This window comes from Kitasatospora sp. NPDC056138 (genome assembly GCF_042264695.1).
GTDB lineage: Bacteria > Actinomycetota > Actinomycetes > Streptomycetales > Streptomycetaceae > Kitasatospora.
Map to the genome: position 1 here is coordinate 63100 of NZ_JBHJVK010000030.1, position 18296 is coordinate 81395.

13 protein-coding genes are annotated in these 18296 nt (G+C 75.7%); 12 read left to right on the forward strand and 1 reads right to left on the reverse strand.

The genetic code is table 11. From position 1 onward, the window contains the following. The first annotated feature begins 24 nt into the window (after nt 1-24). The 9 genes from ACFC1R_RS19565 to ACFC1R_RS19605 all read left to right on the forward strand — a co-directional run bounded on the left by ACFC1R_RS19565 (nt 25) and on the right by ACFC1R_RS19605 (nt 15471). Entirely contained in the window at nt 25-2640 is a 2616-nt protein-coding gene (locus tag ACFC1R_RS19565) for a hypothetical protein (protein ID WP_375940164.1), read from the forward strand. Nucleotides 2641-2819: 179 nt separating this feature from the next. Next, nucleotides 2820-3254, forward strand: a complete 435-nt coding sequence (locus tag ACFC1R_RS19570) for a GPW/gp25 family protein (protein ID WP_375940166.1) — start codon at nt 2820-2822, stop codon at nt 3252-3254. A gap of 18 nt (nt 3255-3272) precedes the next feature. After that, complete coding sequence (locus ACFC1R_RS19575) at nt 3273-5516, forward strand: putative baseplate assembly protein (RefSeq protein WP_375940168.1); 2244 nt, start codon at nt 3273-3275, stop codon at nt 5514-5516. After that, nucleotides 5516-7792, forward strand: a complete 2277-nt coding sequence (locus ACFC1R_RS19580) for a phage tail protein (RefSeq protein ID WP_375940170.1) — start codon at nt 5516-5518, stop codon at nt 7790-7792. Before ACFC1R_RS19575 ends, ACFC1R_RS19580 begins: the two co-directional genes overlap by 1 nt. Beyond that, on the forward strand, nt 7789-9444 hold the full coding sequence (locus tag ACFC1R_RS19585) for a hypothetical protein (protein WP_375940172.1): 1656 nt from the start codon (nt 7789-7791) through the stop codon (nt 9442-9444). Before ACFC1R_RS19580 ends, ACFC1R_RS19585 begins: the two co-directional genes overlap by 4 nt. Next, the gene (locus ACFC1R_RS19590) at nt 9431-11686 is read left to right on the forward strand and encodes an ATP-binding protein (RefSeq protein WP_375940174.1); all 2256 of its coding nucleotides are present in this window, start codon (nt 9431-9433) and stop codon (nt 11684-11686) included. Before ACFC1R_RS19585 ends, ACFC1R_RS19590 begins: the two co-directional genes overlap by 14 nt. Next, nucleotides 11683-13083, forward strand: a complete 1401-nt coding sequence (locus tag ACFC1R_RS19595) for a hypothetical protein (protein WP_375940176.1) — start codon at nt 11683-11685, stop codon at nt 13081-13083. Before ACFC1R_RS19590 ends, ACFC1R_RS19595 begins: the two co-directional genes overlap by 4 nt. Continuing rightward, the gene (locus tag ACFC1R_RS19600) at nt 13080-14513 is read left to right on the forward strand and encodes a hypothetical protein (protein WP_375940178.1); all 1434 of its coding nucleotides are present in this window, start codon (nt 13080-13082) and stop codon (nt 14511-14513) included. Before ACFC1R_RS19595 ends, ACFC1R_RS19600 begins: the two co-directional genes overlap by 4 nt. Before the next feature lie 169 nt (nt 14514-14682). Then, entirely contained in the window at nt 14683-15471 is a 789-nt protein-coding gene (locus ACFC1R_RS19605) for a BTAD domain-containing putative transcriptional regulator (protein WP_375940180.1), read from the forward strand. A 141-nt stretch (nt 15472-15612) separates the two neighbouring features. Here the strand turns inward: ACFC1R_RS19605 and ACFC1R_RS19610 are convergent, their stop codons facing one another. Next, nucleotides 15613-16029, reverse strand: a complete 417-nt coding sequence (locus tag ACFC1R_RS19610; protein ID WP_375940182.1) for a DUF3592 domain-containing protein — start codon at nt 16027-16029, stop codon at nt 15613-15615. Nucleotides 16030-16425: 396 nt separating this feature from the next. Here ACFC1R_RS19610 and ACFC1R_RS19615 point away from each other — a divergent pair, with 396 nt between their 5' ends. The 3 genes from ACFC1R_RS19615 (at nt 16426) to ACFC1R_RS19625 (ending at nt 18246) form a co-directional block, all read left to right on the forward strand. Beyond that, complete coding sequence (locus tag ACFC1R_RS19615; RefSeq protein WP_375940184.1) at nt 16426-16749, forward strand: SAV_915 family protein; 324 nt, start codon at nt 16426-16428, stop codon at nt 16747-16749. Further along, nucleotides 16746-17216: an Lrp/AsnC family transcriptional regulator gene (locus ACFC1R_RS19620; protein ID WP_375940186.1), complete on the forward strand. Its 471-nt coding sequence runs from the start codon at nt 16746-16748 to the stop codon at nt 17214-17216. Before ACFC1R_RS19615 ends, ACFC1R_RS19620 begins: the two co-directional genes overlap by 4 nt. Nucleotides 17217-17280: 64 nt before the next feature. After that, nucleotides 17281-18246 (forward strand): DUF4331 family protein, encoded by a 966-nt coding sequence (locus ACFC1R_RS19625; RefSeq protein WP_375940188.1) that lies wholly within the window; start codon nt 17281-17283, stop codon nt 18244-18246. Nucleotides 18247-18296 lie beyond the last annotated feature (50 nt).

An 18296-nucleotide genomic window follows, 5' to 3' on the forward strand; every position in this document is an offset into this window, starting at 1 on the left:
CGCGCGGCCTCGTACGGGGGAGTGATGGCACAGGCCCGTGAACAGAGCCCGGCCCCACCGCAGCCGGCCCCCGCCAGGGCGCCGGCTCCCGCGGCGGCCGCTCCGACGCGGCCGGGCGGGCTGTCCGGCGAACTGTCGGGCATCGGCGGCCTCAGGGACGAACTGCCGCTGGAGGGCGGCGTCGCGCTCACCGCCACCCCGGCGGTCGCCGAGTACCTGGGCCGGCTGGGCCCTGCGGGCGGCCGGGTGCCGGTGCGGCTCGGCAGCGTGGCCGCCGGGACGCTGCTGCTGCGGCAGACCGGGGCCGGGCTGGCCACCGGACCCGGTGACGGCTTCCAGCCGGTGCCACTGCTGCACCCGCTCTTCCTCCCGCTGCGCGACCGGGGGATCGAACCGGTGCTGGCCGTCCGCACCACGGCCGCCGGTGTGCTGGAGGGCCACGCCTCCGCACTGGTCGGGGGCCGGCTGGCCGGCGGCCTGCGCGGGCTGGTCGACCAGGTCGAGACCCACGGCCAGGACCTCGGCTGGACCGGACTGAGCGGACTGCGGCTGCCCGGGGTGGTCAACGAACTGCGCGGCCGGGTGCTGACGGTGCAGGCCACCGGGATGCACTTCGAACTCGGCGGCTTCCTCGCCGCGACGGGCACCTTCGGTCTCGCCGACGAGACGGTGACCTTCGACGCGACGGCGACCGGTACGGCCCCCGGCCTCGGCACGGTCACGGTGCCGGTCACCCGGGGCGCGGACGGCGCACTGTCGGGCGCGGCCGTGGTGGACGTCGCCCTGCGCGGCTTCACCGGGCAGCTGGCGGTGGCCTTCGGCGGCGGCGCCGTCGACGTCCGGGGAAGCGTCGGGTACACCGGCGAGAAGCTCGGCGGCCGGCTGACCCTGGTCGCCACGGACGCCGCCTCCGCGCGGGAGCTGACGGACGGCCTGGTCTCCGGTGCCGAACCCCGGGCCCCGGCGGCCCCGCGTCCCGGGCCGCGGGTGGTCGCGGGCTGGGGCACGGTCGACGTCCGGCTCGCCGACTGGCTGGGCGGTGAGGCCCTGGTCGTGGTGGACCACCTCGGCGATGTGACGGTGGTCGGGAAGATTACCCCGCACCTGGAGAAACCACTCTTCGAGGCGGAGCGGTGGGCCAAGGAGCTGCCGAAGCTGGAGGTCCGCACCCTCTACGGGATCCCGCTGGTCGGCAACGTCTTCGTCTTCGCGAACATCGGCCTCGGGGTCTTCGCCGGCCTCGGCCCGGCCACGTTGCAGCGCATCGAGCTGACCGGCACCTGGTCCACCAAACCGGAGGTGCTGAGGAACTTCGGGCTCACCGGGACACTCGACGTCCCGATCAGCGCCGGGGTCCGGCTGACGGCCCAGGGTGGTGCGGGCGTCGAACTGGTCGGGCACGACATCAAGTTCGGTGTCGGGATCGACGCGACCGCAGCGATCCGCGGCTATCTGCGGGCCACTCCGAGGATCGGTTACCGGGAGGTCGCCGACCCGGGGGCGGGCAAGCACGGCGAGTTCTTCCTCGGCGGGCACCTGGAGCTGGCCGCCCGGCCGGCCCTGGGGCTGGGCGGCGAGCTCTTCGTCGATCTGGTCAGTCCCTGGTGGTCGCCCGCGCCGAGCAGGCGGTGGGACTGGCCGCTCGGGCAGCTGGAGTACCCGCTGCCCGGTGAGTTCGGGATCGGTGCCGATCTCGCCGACCACGTCCTGGGGTCGGGGCGGCGTCCCGAGCTGACGTTCGGCGAAGTGGCCTTCAGCGCCGACAAGTTCATGGGGGACCTGCTGGGCGGGCAGGCGCCGCAGAAGTCGGGCGCCGACGAGGCCGGGCCGGCCACCTGGCAGGACACCGCCGCCGCCCGGTCCTCCGCCCCCGGAGCGCCCGCCGCCAAGGCCCCTGCGCCCAAGGCGGCTGCCCCCAAGGCGCCTGCGCCCACGGCGGCGAAGCCCGCTCGGCCGGCCGGCTCCGCCGCCCCGCCGACGGCCGTCCGCGCCCCGCAGCCCGGGAACGAGGCCGTCCCGAGCCCGGCCAAGCAGAACCGCTGGCTCGGCGGGCTCCAGGCGCTCGGCGGCCTCGCCGAACACTCGCACCAGGACCCGCTGGACGCGGCCGGGATCCGGGACGCACTGGCCGGACTGCGCCGGACGTACGGTTTCAGCGAGCTGACCGCCGAACTGCGGGCGGGCGACTGGGTGGTCGCGGCCGGGATGAGTCCGAGGGTCAAGAACGCGGCCAGGGTCAGCGCCAGGACGGCGGCGACCGCCGCCCAGGGCCCGAAACCCGACGTCGCGCCGCCCGGTCACGTCTACCGCGGCGGCCTCTACAAGGACCTCAAGGACCCGGCCACCGGGAACAACGTGCCGGGGACGGAGATCAACCACATCCCGCCCAACTCGGTGGTCCACCTGGACACCAACGGCCCGGCCATCCAGATGGACCGGCGGGACCACAAGGAGACGGCCAGCTGGGGCAGTTGGGCGACGTCCCAGCAGCACCGGGCGGACCAGCGGAACCTGATCGGCAGGGGGAGGTACCACGGTGCGATCCAGAAGGACATCGACGACATCAGGTCGAAGTTCGGCGCCAAGTACAACCGGGCCGTCCGGGAGATGCTCAACGTCATGCCGTCGGGCTGGTGGTGACGGCCCGGTACACTGCCGGACCGCAGTCCGCACCGAAGTCCGCGCCGAAGCCCGCACCCCGGTCAGCGCCGAAGCCCGTGCCGAAGCCCGCGCCGAAGCCCGCGCCGCGGCGCCGCCTGGCGGGGGCCGCCCGGCCGGGGCGAAACGCTCCGGTGACGGTTGCCGCCCATCATCGAGGCATGGCAGCAGCATCCGACCCCTCGACCACAGTCCCGGCGGCGGCAGCCTCGACCACCCCGGCCGACGCCTGGCTCGGCACCGGAGTCCGCTTCCCGCTCCGGCCGCAGGGCGGCCTGGCCTGGGCCAGCGGGATGGCGCTGGTGCGGCAGTCGATCGAGACGATCCTGGACACCGAACCCGGGGAGCGCGTGATGCGGCCCGACTTCGGCTGCGGGCTGCGGCGCTACCTGATGGCACCGAACAACGCCGCCACCCGTGCCGCGCTGAGCGAGCAGGTGGCCGACGCGCTGACCCGCTGGGAGCCCCGGATCCGGGTCACCGAGGTCGCCGTCACGGCGGCCGAGGAGCCCACCATGGTGTGGATCGACATCGCCTACGTCCGGCTGGTCGACCTGCGCCCGGACAACCTCGTCTACCCCTTCTACCTGCGGTGACGGGCGGGTGACGACGCAATGGCGCTGATCGGCCCGATCCTCGACGACCGCACCTTCGAACAGCTCAGGGACGAGCTGGTCAGGCGCATCCCGGTCTACGCCCCCGAGTGGACCGACCACAACGCCGGTGACCCCGGCGTCGTCCTGCTCGAACTCTTCGCCCACCTCGGCGAGTCGCTGCTCTTCCGCTTCAACCAGATACCCGACGCGACCAAGGTCGCCTTCCTGCGCCTGCTCGGAGTCCGGCCACGGCCCGCCCGGAGCGCGCGCACACTGCTCGTCCTCGACACCGAACTGCCGCAGGGCGTCCAGGTGCTGCGCGGCACCGAGGCCCGGGCCGGCGCACTGGCCTTCGAGACCGAGAACGAGGTGGTCGCCTGGCCGCTGGAGACGTACGCGGTCGGCAAGACCGCCGCACCCGCCCTCGCCGACGACCCGGCGCGGGCCGCCACCGAGCGGCGCCGCCGGCAGGACGCGGTGGCCGCGCTGCCCGCCGAGGAACAGTGCAGGGCGCAGCGGACGGGCGCCTCCTTCTACGTCACCACCGCCGTCCCGGTCGACCCGTCGGCCGCCGGCCAGGCACCGCTCGACGTCAGCGCCACCGTCGACCGCTGCCTGTGGATCCCGCTGCTCGCCAGGAGCGCCACCGACCCGACCCTCCTGCGCAACCGCGCCCTCTTCGTCGGTTTCGCCCTGGACGAGCAACTGCCCCGCCCCTTCGACCTGGTGGCCCGCAACCCCGCCGACCCGACCAGGCTGAAGGCGAGCGAACTGACCGCAGACCCGCCCGCCTTCCTCTGGGAGCTGTGGAACGGCCCGGCCGCCCCGGGCCCGGTCCCGTTCACCCCGCTCGCCGTCCTCGCCGACACCACCCGGGGCCTGACCACCACCGGGGTGGTCACCGTCCTGCTGCCCGAGGCGTTCCCGCTCCACCCGAGGGCCCCGCACAGCGCCGGTGACCTGCTCAGCCCGCCACCGCTGGACGACGAGCGGCTCGCCGCCCGCGTCATCGGCTGGCTGCGGGTGCGCCGCCCGGCGACCGAGAACGACGCGATCCACCGGATCGGCTGGGTCGGGTTGAACGCGGTCGGCGCCGTCCAGGCCCGGACGGCCACCCCCGAACTGCTCGGCACGGGCACCGGCGACGCCGGCCAGACCTTCCGGCTGACCCGGAACCCGGTGCTGGCGGGCACCGTCCGGCTGGAGGTCGAGGAGGCCGACGGCTGGCGGAGCTGGACGGAGGTCGAGAGCTTCGCCGACGGCGGCCCGCTGGACCGGTCCTACACCGTCGACCTCGACGCCGGCACGGTCACCTTCGGCACCCGCACCAGGCTGCCGCAGATCGGCGAACGGATCAGGGTCCTCTCCTACCGCTACGGCGGCGGCGCGACGGGGAACGTCCCGGCCGGGGCGATCACCTCGCTGACCGGTGTCGCCGGGGCCAAGGTCGGCAACCTGCTGCCCGCCACCGGCGGGGCCGACCCGGCCTCACTGGCCGACGCGCTCGACGCCCTCCCCGCCGAGGTGCACCGCCGGGACCGAGCCGTCACTGCCGACGACTTCCGCGCCCTCGCGCTCGAAGTCCCCGGCGTACGGCGGGCCGAGGCCCTGCCGCTGCTGCACCCCGACACCCCGGCCCAGCCGGCCGCCGGAGTCGTCAGCGTGCTGGTCTTCCCGACCGAGGACCTGCGCGACCCGGGCGCACCCCTGCCCGACCTCGCGCTGCTGCGCCGGGTCGCGGCCTACCTCGATCCACGGCGGCTGGTCACCACCGAGCTGTACGTCATCCCGCCGACGTACCGGGAGATCGCGGTCTCGGTGGGCGTCAAGGTGCGGGACGGGTTCCAGGTGGACGCGGTGCGGCGCTGGGTCGAACTGATCCTGCGCCAGTACCTCGCTCCGCTGCCGCCGTACGGGCCGGACGGCGCCGGCTGGCCGCTCGGGCGGGCGGTGCGGCGGGCCGAGTTGGAGGCGGTCGCGGTGCAGGTCGACGGGGTCGAGTACATCGAGGACGAGCTGCGGCTCGCCTGGCGGCCGGGGGCCGGTGCGGCAGCCGGTGCGGTGGCGGATCCGGCGGCCGGTGCGGCGGCCGGTGACTGGGTGACCGCTCCGCTGGTGCCGATGCGGCCGTGGGAGGTGCCCGGGCTGGCCGGGATCACCGTCGTCACCGGTTCCCCGCTGCCGCCCGGCACCGGCTACCCCGCGACACCGCTGCCCGGCGGTGACCCGGTCCTGGTCCCGCTCCCACCGGAGGTCTGCTGATGGACGGCGACCGGGCGATCAGCGTCCTGGCCGATCCGGACCAGTGGGCCCGGTGCAGCCACAACGCCACGGCTCTGCTGGCGGAGGGCGGCGTCGGGCTGGTCTGGGACATTCCCGACCCGGCGGTGGCCGCGGCCTCGGGCCGCACCGACCCCGGCGCCCCCGGGGGGCCGGCCGGTGGCGCCGGTGCGTCCCCTGCCCCCGGTGCCGGTCCTGCCGGGCTGGCGTTCGACCGGTGGGGCCGGGCATACCGGTCGCGGCCCGCCGACGGGCGGGTCGAGGTGCTGGACGCCGCCACCCAGCCGTGCGGCGCTGCGGCCCAGCCCTGTGACGGCGCGGCCCGTCCCTGCGGTGCGGGCCGCCCCTGCGGCGCCGCCGCGTCGTCCCGGGGCGCCGCGTCGCACCACCCCGGTGCGCTGCGCACCCCCCGAGGGCTCGCCGTCGACGGTGCGCAGCGCCTGTACATCGCCGAATCCTGCGGCGGCGCCGTCCACGTGGTGGACCTGTGGGCCGGGCGGCTGCTGCGCCGGGTCCCCGTCCGCTCGGCCGCGCAGCGGGCACGCAGGCCGCTCGACGTGGCCGCCGTCTGCGGCGGGGCCGTCGTGCTGCTCGCCGACCCGCCCGGGCTGGTCCTGCTCCAGGGGCGGCGCGGTCCGCTGAAGGGGCCCGCCGTGCTCCGGCCGCCCGGCGCCGAGGGCCTCGCGCCGGTCCGGGTGGCCGCCTCGGGCAGCCGGGTCCACCTGCTCTGGTCGGCGCCCGGCAGCCCGCTCGCCGTCCTCGCGCGCGCCGACGGCAGCGGGGCGCTGACCGTGGCGGCGGCGAGCGACCTCGACCTCACGGCCGACGGCACCCTGGTCGTCGCGTGCGGTCCGGGCCGGCCGCTCCGGCGCTTCGGCCCCGACGGGGCGTCCTGGGCGGAGATCGAGCCGCTCCACGCGCCCGGCCACGACGGCGGCGCCCTGGCCGTCGCGCCCGACGGCCGGACCGCCTTCACCACCGCCGACGGCTTCGGCTGGACGGCCGGTCCGGCCGCCCGCTACACCCAGCAGGGCAGCGTCGTCAGCTACCGCCTGGACTCCGGCAGCTACCGCACCCGCTGGGGCCGGCTGTTCGTCGACGCCTGCATCCCGCCGGGCACGGACGTCCGGGTGAGCTTCCTGAGCAGTGACGAGGACGAGGTCCCCGATCCGCTGCCCCGGACTCCCGCCGGGCGTGGGCAGCGCGCGGTCCGGCACCCCGAACTGACCCCGCCGCTGCCCTCACTCGCCCGGCTCGCCCGACTGCCCGACCCCGCAGCGCTGTTCCGCCGCCCGACCGGCCGCGAATGGCCCTGGGCGCAGATCGCCCCCGACGACGACTACGAAACGTACGAGGCGCCGGTGACCGCCCCGCCCGGCCGCTACCTGTGGGTCGTCCTCACGCTCGGCGGCACCGCCCGGCTGACCCCCCGGGTCCGCGCGATGCGCGTCGAGCACCCGGGCCACCGCCTCGCGGCCCGACTGCCCGGCTCGTGGAGCCGGGACGAGGCCGACGCGGACTTCCTGCAACGCTTCCTCGCCCCGGCCGAGGGCATGCTGCACGAACTGGACGGCCGGGCCGCACTGCGCGCACTGCTGCTCGACCCGACCGCCACCCCGCAGGAGGCGCTGGGCTGGCTGGCCGGCCTGGTCGGGGTGGTGCTCGACCGCCGGTGGACGGTGGAGGCCCGACGCGCACTGGTGGCCCAGGCGTACGACCTGTTCCGGATCCGGGGCACCCTGTCCTGCCTGGAACGGATCCTGCGGATCCACCTGCAAGTCCCGGTCGGCATCGTGGAGAACTGGCGCCTGCGCGGCCTCGGCGGCGCGGTCCTGGGCACCGCGCCGGGCGGACCGCCGGCCCCCGCGATCGGCGGCGCGGCCGCGTCGGCCGGGGCACTCGGGCACTTCACGGTGGGCGGCCAACTCCCCGGCCGGGACGGCTACTCGGCCTCCGCCCACCGCTTCACCGTCCTGATCGCCGCCCCACTCGACGGCGACCGGCTCGACGTGGTCCGCAGCATCGTGGAGACCCACCGCCCGGCCCACACCCTGGTGGACATCTGCCCGCTGGGATCCGGTATGCGGATCGGCCGCAGCCTGCACCTCGACCTGACCTCGGTGGTCGGCCCCGGTGCGGCCTGGGGGCCGGCCGTGCTCGGGCACGTCCTGGTCGGCGGCGACGGCGTGGTGGGTGTGCCGTCGGCGGCGGCCAGGCTGGGCGACACGTCGATCGCGGGGGCGGTGAGGGTCGGATGAGTACGTCCACCGGCGCCACTGCTTCCGCCGCCGCCGTGACCATCGAGCGGCTCACGACGACGCTCCACCCGGGTGCTGCCGAGGAGCTCCCCGGGAGCAGGCTCGACGGCCCGCTGCGGCACCTGGTCGGCGGAGGTCTGGCGCAGGCGCTGGACGCCCTGCGGCTGCCGCCGGGCCGATGGTGCGTCAGGAGGATCGACGTGGCCGTCACACTCGACCCCGCCCGGACCGACCTCGCACTCGCGTCCGGCTGGTCCGAGGCGCTCGCCGCCGCGATCGAGCGGGCCGTCCGGGACGGCTCGGGCGAGGTCGTCCACTACCGCCACGAGATCGACCTGCTGGCCGATTTCGTCGCCGGGGCGGCCACCGGTCGCACCGAACGCAGCTGGGCCTGGCGGCAGGCCGCCGTACTGCGCCCCGGGGACCAATCGCCCTCCGCCGCTCCGGGCGCGGCGATCCTCACCGCTCTCACGCGCAGCCGGCAGCACGCCGCCGCCGCCCTGCTGCGGGCGGCGGCGGAGTGCGGACTGCCCGCGCTGGACCGGGCGCTCGGCCGGGACGGCTGGCAGCGGGCGGCCGCCCTGGTGGCGCTGGCGTCCTGGTCCGAGCCCACACGGTCCGGGTCCGGCCACCAGCACGATCCGAGTCCCGGGAACAGCCACGGTCACAGCCCCGGCCACAGCCCCGGTCATGGCGAGGCTGCCGCCGAGGTGCAACAGGCCCTGGCCCGCCGTCTGGTGAACGGTTCGCGGCTGGCCGAGCTGGTGCGCGGTTCGCGGCTGCGCCCCGAGCCGGGGACTTCGACGGCGTGGGCCGTACTGGTCGTGGCCGAGACGGACCCGGCCTCCCTGCACCGACACCCGCACCCGGCCCTCCCCGCCTTGATCGCACGAGAGTTGACCGCCCGGCACGGTCGGCCCGCGGGGCACGCCCACCGGGCACCGGAGGAGCACCCGCCGGACGGCGTCCCCGGAACCGGGCCGCCATCACGTCACAGCGGCTCGCCGGTAGCCCTGTCCGCCACTGACGAGACGCCGTCCGTCCCCGCCCCCGCCCCGGTCGCGTCGGCAGCGCCGGATCCCGGACCGCCCGGCGACGCCGACGGCGGAGTGCCCACCGCCTGGGCCGGACTGCTCTTCCTGCTGGCCACGGCGGCCGAAGCTGGCCTGCCGCACAGGATCCTGGACGAACCCGCGCTGGCCGCCCGTCCGCTGCGCTGGGTACTGCACTCGGCCGGCCGTGCGCTCCTGCCGGCGGTGGCGGCGGACGACGCCGCGCTGCTCGCCCTGGCTGGGCTGGACGCCTCCCGGGCGGCTGGGCTGCTCGACTCGGCCCCGGCGACACCGGACGAGCGCAGCTGCGTCGAGGCGCTCGCCCGGGACTGGGCGGCGGTGACCGCCGCCCGCCTGCACCCGGCCCCGGCCCCGGTCCTGGACTCGGACCCGGACTCGGATCCGGCCCCGGACGTGGACCCGGCAGCCGTGATCGTCCGACTCGCCCGCAGGGAGGGGATGGTGTCCGTGGAGCCGGGCTGGTTGGAGCTGCGGCTGCCGGTCTCCGGGGTCGCGGTCGAGGTCCGTCGCGCCGGGCTCGATCTCGATCCGGGGTGGGTTCCGTGGCTCGGGGTGGTGGTGCGGTATGTCTATGCCTGAACTGCCGTGGCAGCGGTCCTCGACGGAGCCCTTCCCCACCGCTCTGCCGTCCGAGCTGACCAGCTGCGACCTGTCGGCCAGGGCGGCCGCCCAGGCGCGCCGGGTCGCCGAACTGCTCGACGACACCTGCAGTCCGGAGGCGGCCGGAGCGACCGCGGGCTTTCTGCGGGAGTGGGCGGAGGGCGCCGAGCGCCAGGCGGCCGCGTACGGTCTGGGGCCGTCGGCGGGCGGCGAGGAGTCCCCGCTCGGCCGGCTCGCGCACGGGCTCGGGCTCGGTACCGACGAACTGGACCTGGTCCTGCTGGCCGGCCTGCCCGAGGAGCACGAGGGGATGGCCCGCACCTTCCGCACCATGCACCCCAGGGGTGAGCCGTACCCGAGCGTCGGCCTGGCCGCGCTCCTGCTGGACCGCACCGACCGGCGCGGCGGCCGGCGGAGTCCGCTGCTGCGCAGCCCGATCTGCTCCCCGGTCCGCCGGGGCACCGCCGGGCCGGTCGGCGCCAGGTCCGCCGCACCGCCCGCCCGGACGGTGCTGCGCCGACTGCTGCACGAGGGCCCGGCGGTGCGCGCCGGGGCGCTCGTCGTGCTGGGGGACGGGCCGTTCCACGAGCGCTGCCTGGTCCTCGCCGACCGGCTCTGGGAGGCGTTGCACGGGTTCGCGGCCTGGCCCGCCGCCCTGGCCGAGGTCGACGCGGGAGCGCCGGTGGCGGGCCTCGACGGCTGGCTGGCGCTGCCCGGGAGCGTCCGGGCCGTCGCCGCGCTCCGGTCCGCGGCGCCATGCACGCTGCTGATCCCGGCGCAGGACGAGACGGTGGCGCTCAGCCGCTGTGCCGCCCTCGCGCACGCTGCCGGGTGCGGCCTGCTCGCCGGCCGTGGACGGCCCGAGGACCCGGCGGCGACGGGGTTGTTGGGTCTGCACGCGACGGTGCGCGGCGCCGTTCCGGTGCTGCTGGTGCCGCCCGCGCCCGGCGGCGGTGGACCGGTGGTGCCGGATCTGCGCCGGGTGGCCGGTCCGATCCTGGTCTGCGCCGCGCCCGGCACCGTCCGGCCGGGCCCCGAACGCCCGCTGCTGACCGTGCCGTTGGGCCCGATCGGGGTCGAGGACCGGCGGGCGGCCTGGCGCTCGGCGCTGCCGGAGGCGAGCGAGCACGCCCCGGCGCTCGCGGCCCGGCACCCGCTGGACCCGGCCCTGACCGCGCAGGTGGCGCTGGACCTGCGCAGCGGTGGCGCCGCCGCCCCGCACGGCGGATCGATCTCGGACGTCGCCCGTTCGATCCGGGCCCGGGCCGCTGCGGTGCTGCCACCTGGTGTGGATCTGCTGCGCCCGCAGGCGGGTTGGGACCAGTTGGTGCTGGCCGCCGAGGCGGACGGGCAGCTGCGGGACGCGGTGGCCCGGCTGGAGTACCAGTCGCTGGTGCTGGACGACTGGCAGGTGCGGCGGGCGGCGCGGGCGGCGGGCGGGGTGCGGCTGCTGTTCACGGGTGCGCCGGGGACGGGGAAGTCGCTGGCGGCGGAGGTGGTGGCGGCCGGGGCGGGTACGGACCTGCTGGTGGTGGACGTGTCGCAGGTGGTCTCGAAGTGGATCGGCGAGACGGAGAAGAACCTCGCCGCCGCCTTCGACGTCGCCGAGCGGACGCAGGCGGTGCTCTTCCTGGACGAGGCCGACGTGCTGTTCGCCGGGCGTACCGAGATATCCGACGCCAACGACCGGTTCGCCAACCTGGAGACCGCGTACCTGCTGCAACGGCTGGACAGGTTCGAGGGGTTGGCGGTGCTGGCCACCAACCTGCGGCAGAACATCGACCCGGCGTTCGTGCGCCGGATGGACTTCGTCGTCGAGTTCGACCTTCCCGGTGAGGCGAGCAGGCACCGGCTCTGGCAACTGCACCTGCCGTCGGCGGTGCGGGGCGGGGACGTCGACCTGGCCGCGCTGGCGCACCGCTATCCGGTGCCCGGCGGCTGGATCCGCAACGCCGCGATCGGTGCGGCCTTCCGGGCGGCGGCGGCCGGCTGCCGGGTCGGGCAGCGCCACCTCGCCGAGGAGATGCGCAGGGAGTACGCCAAGGTGAGCCGGCCGTTCCCCGGCGAGCCGGCCGGAGGGCCGGGCGCGGCGAAGGACGAGCGGGCCGAGCGGGCGCTCGCCGAGGCCGCTGCCGCCACCGTTACCCCCGCCACCGGAGCTGCCCCCGCCGCCGGTGCCGCCGCTGAGACTGCCAGGACTTCCCGGGAGGAGAGACCATGACGATGCTCGGTGCCGGTGACGCGCCCGGTGGATGCGGTTGTTCGGAAGGTTCGGTGGGCGGTTCGGTGCCGCCCTGTCCCACCTCGGTGGAGGACCTGGCGGTCAATCCCTTCCTGGCGCTGCGGGTGGCCTTCGGCATGCTGCTCGGCGAGGACGACTTCCGGGTGCTGATGGGCAACCCGCGCGGCAAGCAGATGCTGCACTCGGCGTGGCTGCACGGCGCCGGCGTGGTCTGGGGCCTGGGCGTCGGGCAGGACGGCGACGAGCTCAGGGTGGCACCGGGCCTGGCGGTCGACGGACTCGGCCGCGAGCTGGGTCTCGAGGCCTCGTGGTGCCTGTCGCTGTCGGCCTGGGCCGCCGACCGGGTCGCCCACGAGCCGCAGCAGCCCGCGAGCCCGGAGTGCCCGGGAGAGCCGAGGAAGCTGACGGGCTGGGTGGTCGCCGAGTTCACGGCCCTCCCGGACCGGCCGGTGCCGGCGCTGGCCGATCCCTGCGACGTCACCCGACGGCACGACGACTTCTCCCGGGTCGTCGAGTCCGTCCGGCTCTCGATCCGGCCGGCCGCCCCCGCGCCCTGGCGGCCCTTTCCCCGCGTGCGCGGCCTGCTGGGCCTGGACGAGACCGGGCCCGGTGCCGGACCGGACCGCGCTGCGGCCGAGCTGCCGGCCGAGATCGCCGAGGCGCCGCCGCACGAGCGGGCACTGCGCCTGCTGCACACCTTCCGCCGGCTCGCCGCCGAGGACGCCCGGCAGGCCGCACCCCGGTGCGCGGAGGGCGACGCCTGCCCGCCGCTGCTGCCGGTCACCGAGGAGCACGCGGGGGTGGTCCTGGCGAAGCTGTCCGTCGACGTCCTGGTGTCGGACGGCACCGTGCAGGTCGGCGCCGTGACCGTGGACCAGGACGTCCGTACGGTGATCCTTCCCACCACCACGGTCCAGGAGCTGGTGTGCGGCCTCGCCCCCGCCCTGCTCGGCCAGACCTCGCAGCCGGACGCCGGAGGGCCGCGTCTGGAGCCCGGTTCGGTCCGCTGGTCGCGCGGCAACACCTGCCTGAGCTTCTGCGTCACCGCTCCGCTCGCCGACGGTTCGCTCGACCGCTCGATCGAGATCCACTCGCTCTCCGACCACGGCTACGGCTGGTCCACCGACGAGGTGCGGTCGGTCCGGCTGACCGACGGCGGGCTGCGGGTGGTGGTGGACCTCGACCAGGCGCCGGCGTACGAGTTGGTGCGGGTCCGGATCCGGGGCACCGGGCCGACGCCCTGCTACGGACGGGAGCCGAAGGCGCCCTTCGCCGGGCTGCGCGGCGGCCCTCCGGGCACCCGCGAGGAGGGCCACGACGCCGTGGTCACCGCACAGTTGACCCGCACCGACGGCGCCGGGAGGGCCGACGCATGACGATCGCGAGTGAGTCGCCGGCGGACGACACCGGCAGCACCGGGAGCGGAACCGGCGCCGGAACCGGCAGCACCGGGAGCGGCGACAACACCGGTACCGCCTCGTCGGGTTCGGACGGTACCCCGGCGACGGCCGGGGGCGGGGTCGACCGGCTCAACCCCTTCGACGGCCTGTTCCTGCGTGCGGAACACCTCACCCGCATGCAGGACTACGCCCTCGCCCTCGCCACGGCCGTCGGCGCGGGCGGCGGCCCCGGCGTGGTGGAGGGGTTCGAGGTGGTCAACAGCCAGGGTGTGCTGCAGATCGGCGGCGGCCTGGCGATCGACGCGTACGGGCGGCCGCTGCGCTCCGGCCGGGCCGTCTCGCTGCCGCTGGCCGCCCTGACACCCGACACCGACACCTTCTGGTGGGTCGAAGCGACCTCCGCCGCCTGGGAGTTCGGCGAGAGCGCGGTCCAGGGGACGCTCTGCGACGACCCCTGCTCGGGTGGTGCCACCCGCCGCCCGTACCTCGCCGAGGGGGTGCGGATCAGGCTGACCCCGGCCACCGAGGGCTCCCTGGGCAGTCAGCCGCCCGCCGACCGCCGGGGCTGGCTCGCCTCGCGCCTGTTCGCCGCCGAGCGGACCGAGGCGTCCCCGTGGCCCTACGGTCCCGCCGGATGGACCGCCCTGCCGGGGAGTTGGGCGCCGCCGCCGGCCGCCCCGACCAGGCCGACGGCCGTCCGGCTGGCGGTGCTCGTCCCGGTCAGCGACGACCGCAAGGGCTGGGAGGTGGACGTCTGGGCGGCCCGGCGCGACCGGGGCGGTCCGCCGCCGCAGCGGTACTGGCAGGGCCGGCTCGGGATGCGTCCGTGGGACGTCTTCACCGCCCAAGTGCTCCAGTTCCAGGAGCTGTTGGCCGACCGCTCCCGGGCGCAGCCGCTCCCCGCCTCGGATCTGGCGTCCCTGACGGATCGCCTGGCCCGGCTGGACGAGTCCTACCTGAAGCGGCACACCAAGACCGAGCTGGGGGAGGAGATCGCCCGCATGGTCGAGCAGTTGGGTGCCGGCCTGCTCGGCGGTCCGCAGCAGGCCCGCCAGGACCTGCTCGGACTGGCCGGGCTGGGCATCCACGAACTCCCGCCCGCCGGCTACCTGCCGTGCAGCTACGGCACGACGGCCGATCTCGGTGCGGTGCTGACCCGCCTGCTGGGGACCGAACTCGACCTGAGGATCTGCCACTACGGTCCGGCCGAGATCGCGCAGGCGGTCCAGGAGGCGCAGCACCGTGACCGGATCCCGCTGGCCGGGCCGTGCCGGACGGGTGTCGACATCCTGGTCCCGGCCGATCCGTGCAGCGAGCAGCAGGGGAGCTGGGTGGCGTTCGTGCGACGCGCGGTGCGCTACTGCGGCGGGGGGTCGGCGGGCGCTGCGGTGGCGGCCGGGGACTGATGTGCTGCGCGGAACCGATGTGCCGGGCGGACCGGAATCGTGCTGGGCGGACTGGAATGAGGGGCGGTGCCGCAGGGCCGTCGGGTGGCCTCCGGTTGCTCCAGGTGACGATGGGGTGACGAAGTGCGCATACCATCTGCAGGTCGGGCTTCGAGCAGGAGGGCCGTCCATGCAAGCACAGTTCCTGGAGTCGCCGGTTCTGATCCCCGGGCAGGGGCAGGCGCCGACTCTGCATCTCTTCGGCGGGCCGAGGGTGGTCCAGGCGGGGCGGCGGTTGGAGGTTCCCGAAGGGAGTAAACGGCTGCTCGCCTTCGTCGCCCTGAACGGTGGTCGCGTCGAACGGCGGCACGCCGCGGGGGTGCTGTGGCCGCTGGGCGACGACCTGCGGGCGGCCGGCAACCTGCGCTCCGCGCTGTGGCGGCTCAGAGCCGCCGGCATCGACATCCTCGACTCCGACAAGTACGCGCTCAAGGTGCGCGAGCACACGGTGGTCGACCTCTACGTGCTCTGCGACTGGGCCGGCCGGCTGATCGACGGCACCGCCACTACCGGGGATCTCTGTGCGCTCAAGTGGCGGGCGGACGCACTCGATCTGCTGCCCGGCTGGTACGACGACTGGGTGCTGATCGAGCGCGAGCGGATCAGGCAGCGGCTGCTGCACGCGCTGGAGGCGCAGAGCCGCCATCTGGTCCGGGCCGGCCGGTACGCGGAGGCGGTGGAGTCGGCGATGGTGGCGGTCGGTGTGGAGCCGCTGCGGGAGAGCGCCCAGCGCTCGCTCATCGAGGCCCATCTGGCCGAGGGCAACCTGGTCGAGGCGCTGCGGAGCTACGACGCCTACCGCAGCCTCACCCGGCGCGAACTCGGCGTGGAGCCCGGCCGGGAGCTTGCGGCGCTGCTGCGGATGCACTGCGACTCCGGCCGCCGCAGACTGCGCACGGAGGCGCCCGGCCGGGTCTGACCGAGCCCGGCCCGGTCCGCCCGGCCCGCCCGGTCCGGTCCGCCCGGTCCGGTCCGGTCCGCTCAGCCCGGTCCGCCCGGCCCGGTCCGTTCAGCCCAGTCCGCTCGACCCGGTCCGTTCAGCCCAGCCCGGCTCGCCCGGTCAGGCGCGGTACGTCAGCAGGGCCAGCGCCGTCATGGTGATCGCGCCGCCGGAGGCGAGGAAGGCGTACTCCAGCCACCGGCGCTCGCGGCCGTCGACCAGGAGCCGACCGGGGTCCGCGGGGTCGTAGGTGATCCACACCTGCCCGCCGTCGACCAGGCGGCAGGAGCGGCTGGACGGCACCGGCGAGAACACCTCCACCACCCGGCCGTCCACGGTGGTGAACTGCAGCAGGGGGCGCGGACCGCCCGCCCGGTCGTCCTCGCCCAGCACCCGGTACCTGACCAGTGCCTGCGCGGGCAGCCCCACCCGGCGCAGCCACCGGATCTCCCGCAGGCCGGCCCGCCCCGCGAGGCAGGCCACCAGGCCACCGAGCCCGGCGAAGAGTGCCAGACCAGCCAGGAGCGTGCCGCCCATCGACGCGTCCCCTCCTCCGGTGAACTTCCCGTGAACTCTGCCGACTTCCCGGGCCGTGGAGACCCCGGCCGCTGGGGGTCTTCCCCCGGTTGCCGCCGGTGTCCCGTGGATTTCCGTCAATTTCCGGGGCGCCCCGAACCGGCGCTCCTGCCTCCAGTCTGCGCCCGCCGCCGCCGGTCCGCCGCCGTGTCCTGCGGGTATCGGGCGCCGGGCGGGGCCACGGCCGGGCCGGGACGCGTCAAGAGCGCGTCAGGGGAGCCGGGTTCATGGTCAACGCGACGTCAGGAGGTCTTGCGCTACGGTGAATCCGGCCTAGCGTCGATGGTGCCCGCTGCGGGTCGACGGCGACCCGCAGCGCCCCCCTCAGAGCTTTCCCCCGCAGCCGGAGGACCTGCTGTGACCAGCACCGAAACCGCCCCAGAAGAGCCCGACGACCATACCGCCCGGTACGTCCCGGTGCGGACCGTCGGAGGTGTCACCGTGCTCCGGTTCTTCCGCCGACGGGACGGCAGCCGCTGTGCGGGTGCCTTCAGTTCGGCTGCGGATGCACACGAACTTCTCGGACCCGCACAGGAGTTGATCGAGCTCGCGATTCCCGCGCTGCGGGAGATGATCGCACCACTGGGCGTCAGGACCATCGTCCTGGACCCGAAACTGGTCGCGCCCGCCGTCACCGACACCCCGCCGCGCCCCGTCACCGCGCTGGAGCCCCACCGGTGAGCGCACTGCCCGTACCCGCCCCTCGGCTGGACGAGCTGGACGTGGCCCTGCTGCACGCCCTGCGCGCCGACGGACGCGCCCCCGCGGGCACGCTCGCGGAACGGCTGTGCCTCACCGAGGCCGCCGTGAACGCCCGGTTACGGCGGCTGGCCGCCGACGGGGTCCTCACCGGGGTGCGCGCCGAGGTGGACCCGGTGGCCCTGGGACGGCCGCTGCTGGCGGTGGTCCGGGTCCGCTACGGGCCGAAGCCGCTGGACTTCACCCGGTTGGCGGCACACTTCCCGGCAGTCCAGTCCGGCTTCGCGCTCGCGGGGGAGGCGGACCTGGAGCTGCACCTCGCCTGCATCGACGGGCGGGAGCTACGCGCGGTGGTCCACGGCCTCCGCCGGGCCGGAGCGGCCCACGTCCACGCCGAACTCGTCCTGCGCCGTCTCACCGCCACCGCCACCGCCACCACCACCGACTGACCGGCCGTGCGGCCCGGCCCGTGCCGAGGCTGCGCCGCACGGCCGACCGGCCGATGCTGAGCACATGTCCCACCACCTCAGCGGGCCCGACGGGCGCTCCCCCCGCGGCGACGCCCGGCTCGACCTCACCGACGTGTACGCCTTCGCGGCGTCCGGCGGGCGCACCGTCCTGGTCATGAACGTCCACCCGGACGCTCCCGCCGAGGGCGCGGCCTTCCACCCGGACGCCGTCCACCGCATCAACATCGACACCGACGGCGACCACCGCGCGGACGTGGCCTACAGCTTCGTCTTCTCCGACCCGCACGACGGCCCGCAGACCTGCACCGTCCACCGGGCGACCGGCGAGCAGGCCCGCGCGCACCACGCCGGCGGCAAGCAGGTCCTCACCGGTGTGCCGATCGGCCTCGACCTCGAACCCGCCGTGGTCGTCGACCACACCTTCAAGTTCTTCGCCGGCCTGCGCAGCGACCCGTTCTTCGTCGATCTGGACGGCATCGTCGAGGGCTTCCGGTGGACCGGGGTGGACTGGGGTGCGGACAAGAACGTGCTGAGCATCGTGCTGGAGCTGACGGACGAGGACCTGGGCACCGACGGGCCGATCGGCGTCTGGGCACGGGTGAGCCTGCACGAGGACGGCCGGCTCACCTCCGTCGACCGCGGTGCCCACCCGTCCCTGATCGCGTACTTCGCCGAGAACGAGGGCCGGGACGACTACAACGCCGGTGAGCCCGCCGACGACCTGGCCGCCTACCTCGTGCCGTTCACCGCGGTCCTCCAGCACACCGGAGGCTACGACCGGGCGTCCGCCGAGCGGACCGTGCGCACCGTCCTGCCGGACGTCCTGCGCTACGACCGCAGCAGGCCCGCGGCCTACCCGAACGGCCGCACCCTGACCGACGACGTGAGCTCGGCCCGGCTCGCCATGGTCACCGGGGGAAGGATCACCAGCGACCACATCCCCGCCCACACCGATCTCCTCCCCGACTTCCCCTACCTCGGCCGCCCCCACCCCGCCAGGAGCGGCTAGCCGAACCCGCCGGGCGGCGCGGCGGATCCGGCCTATCGTGGGACTGTCGG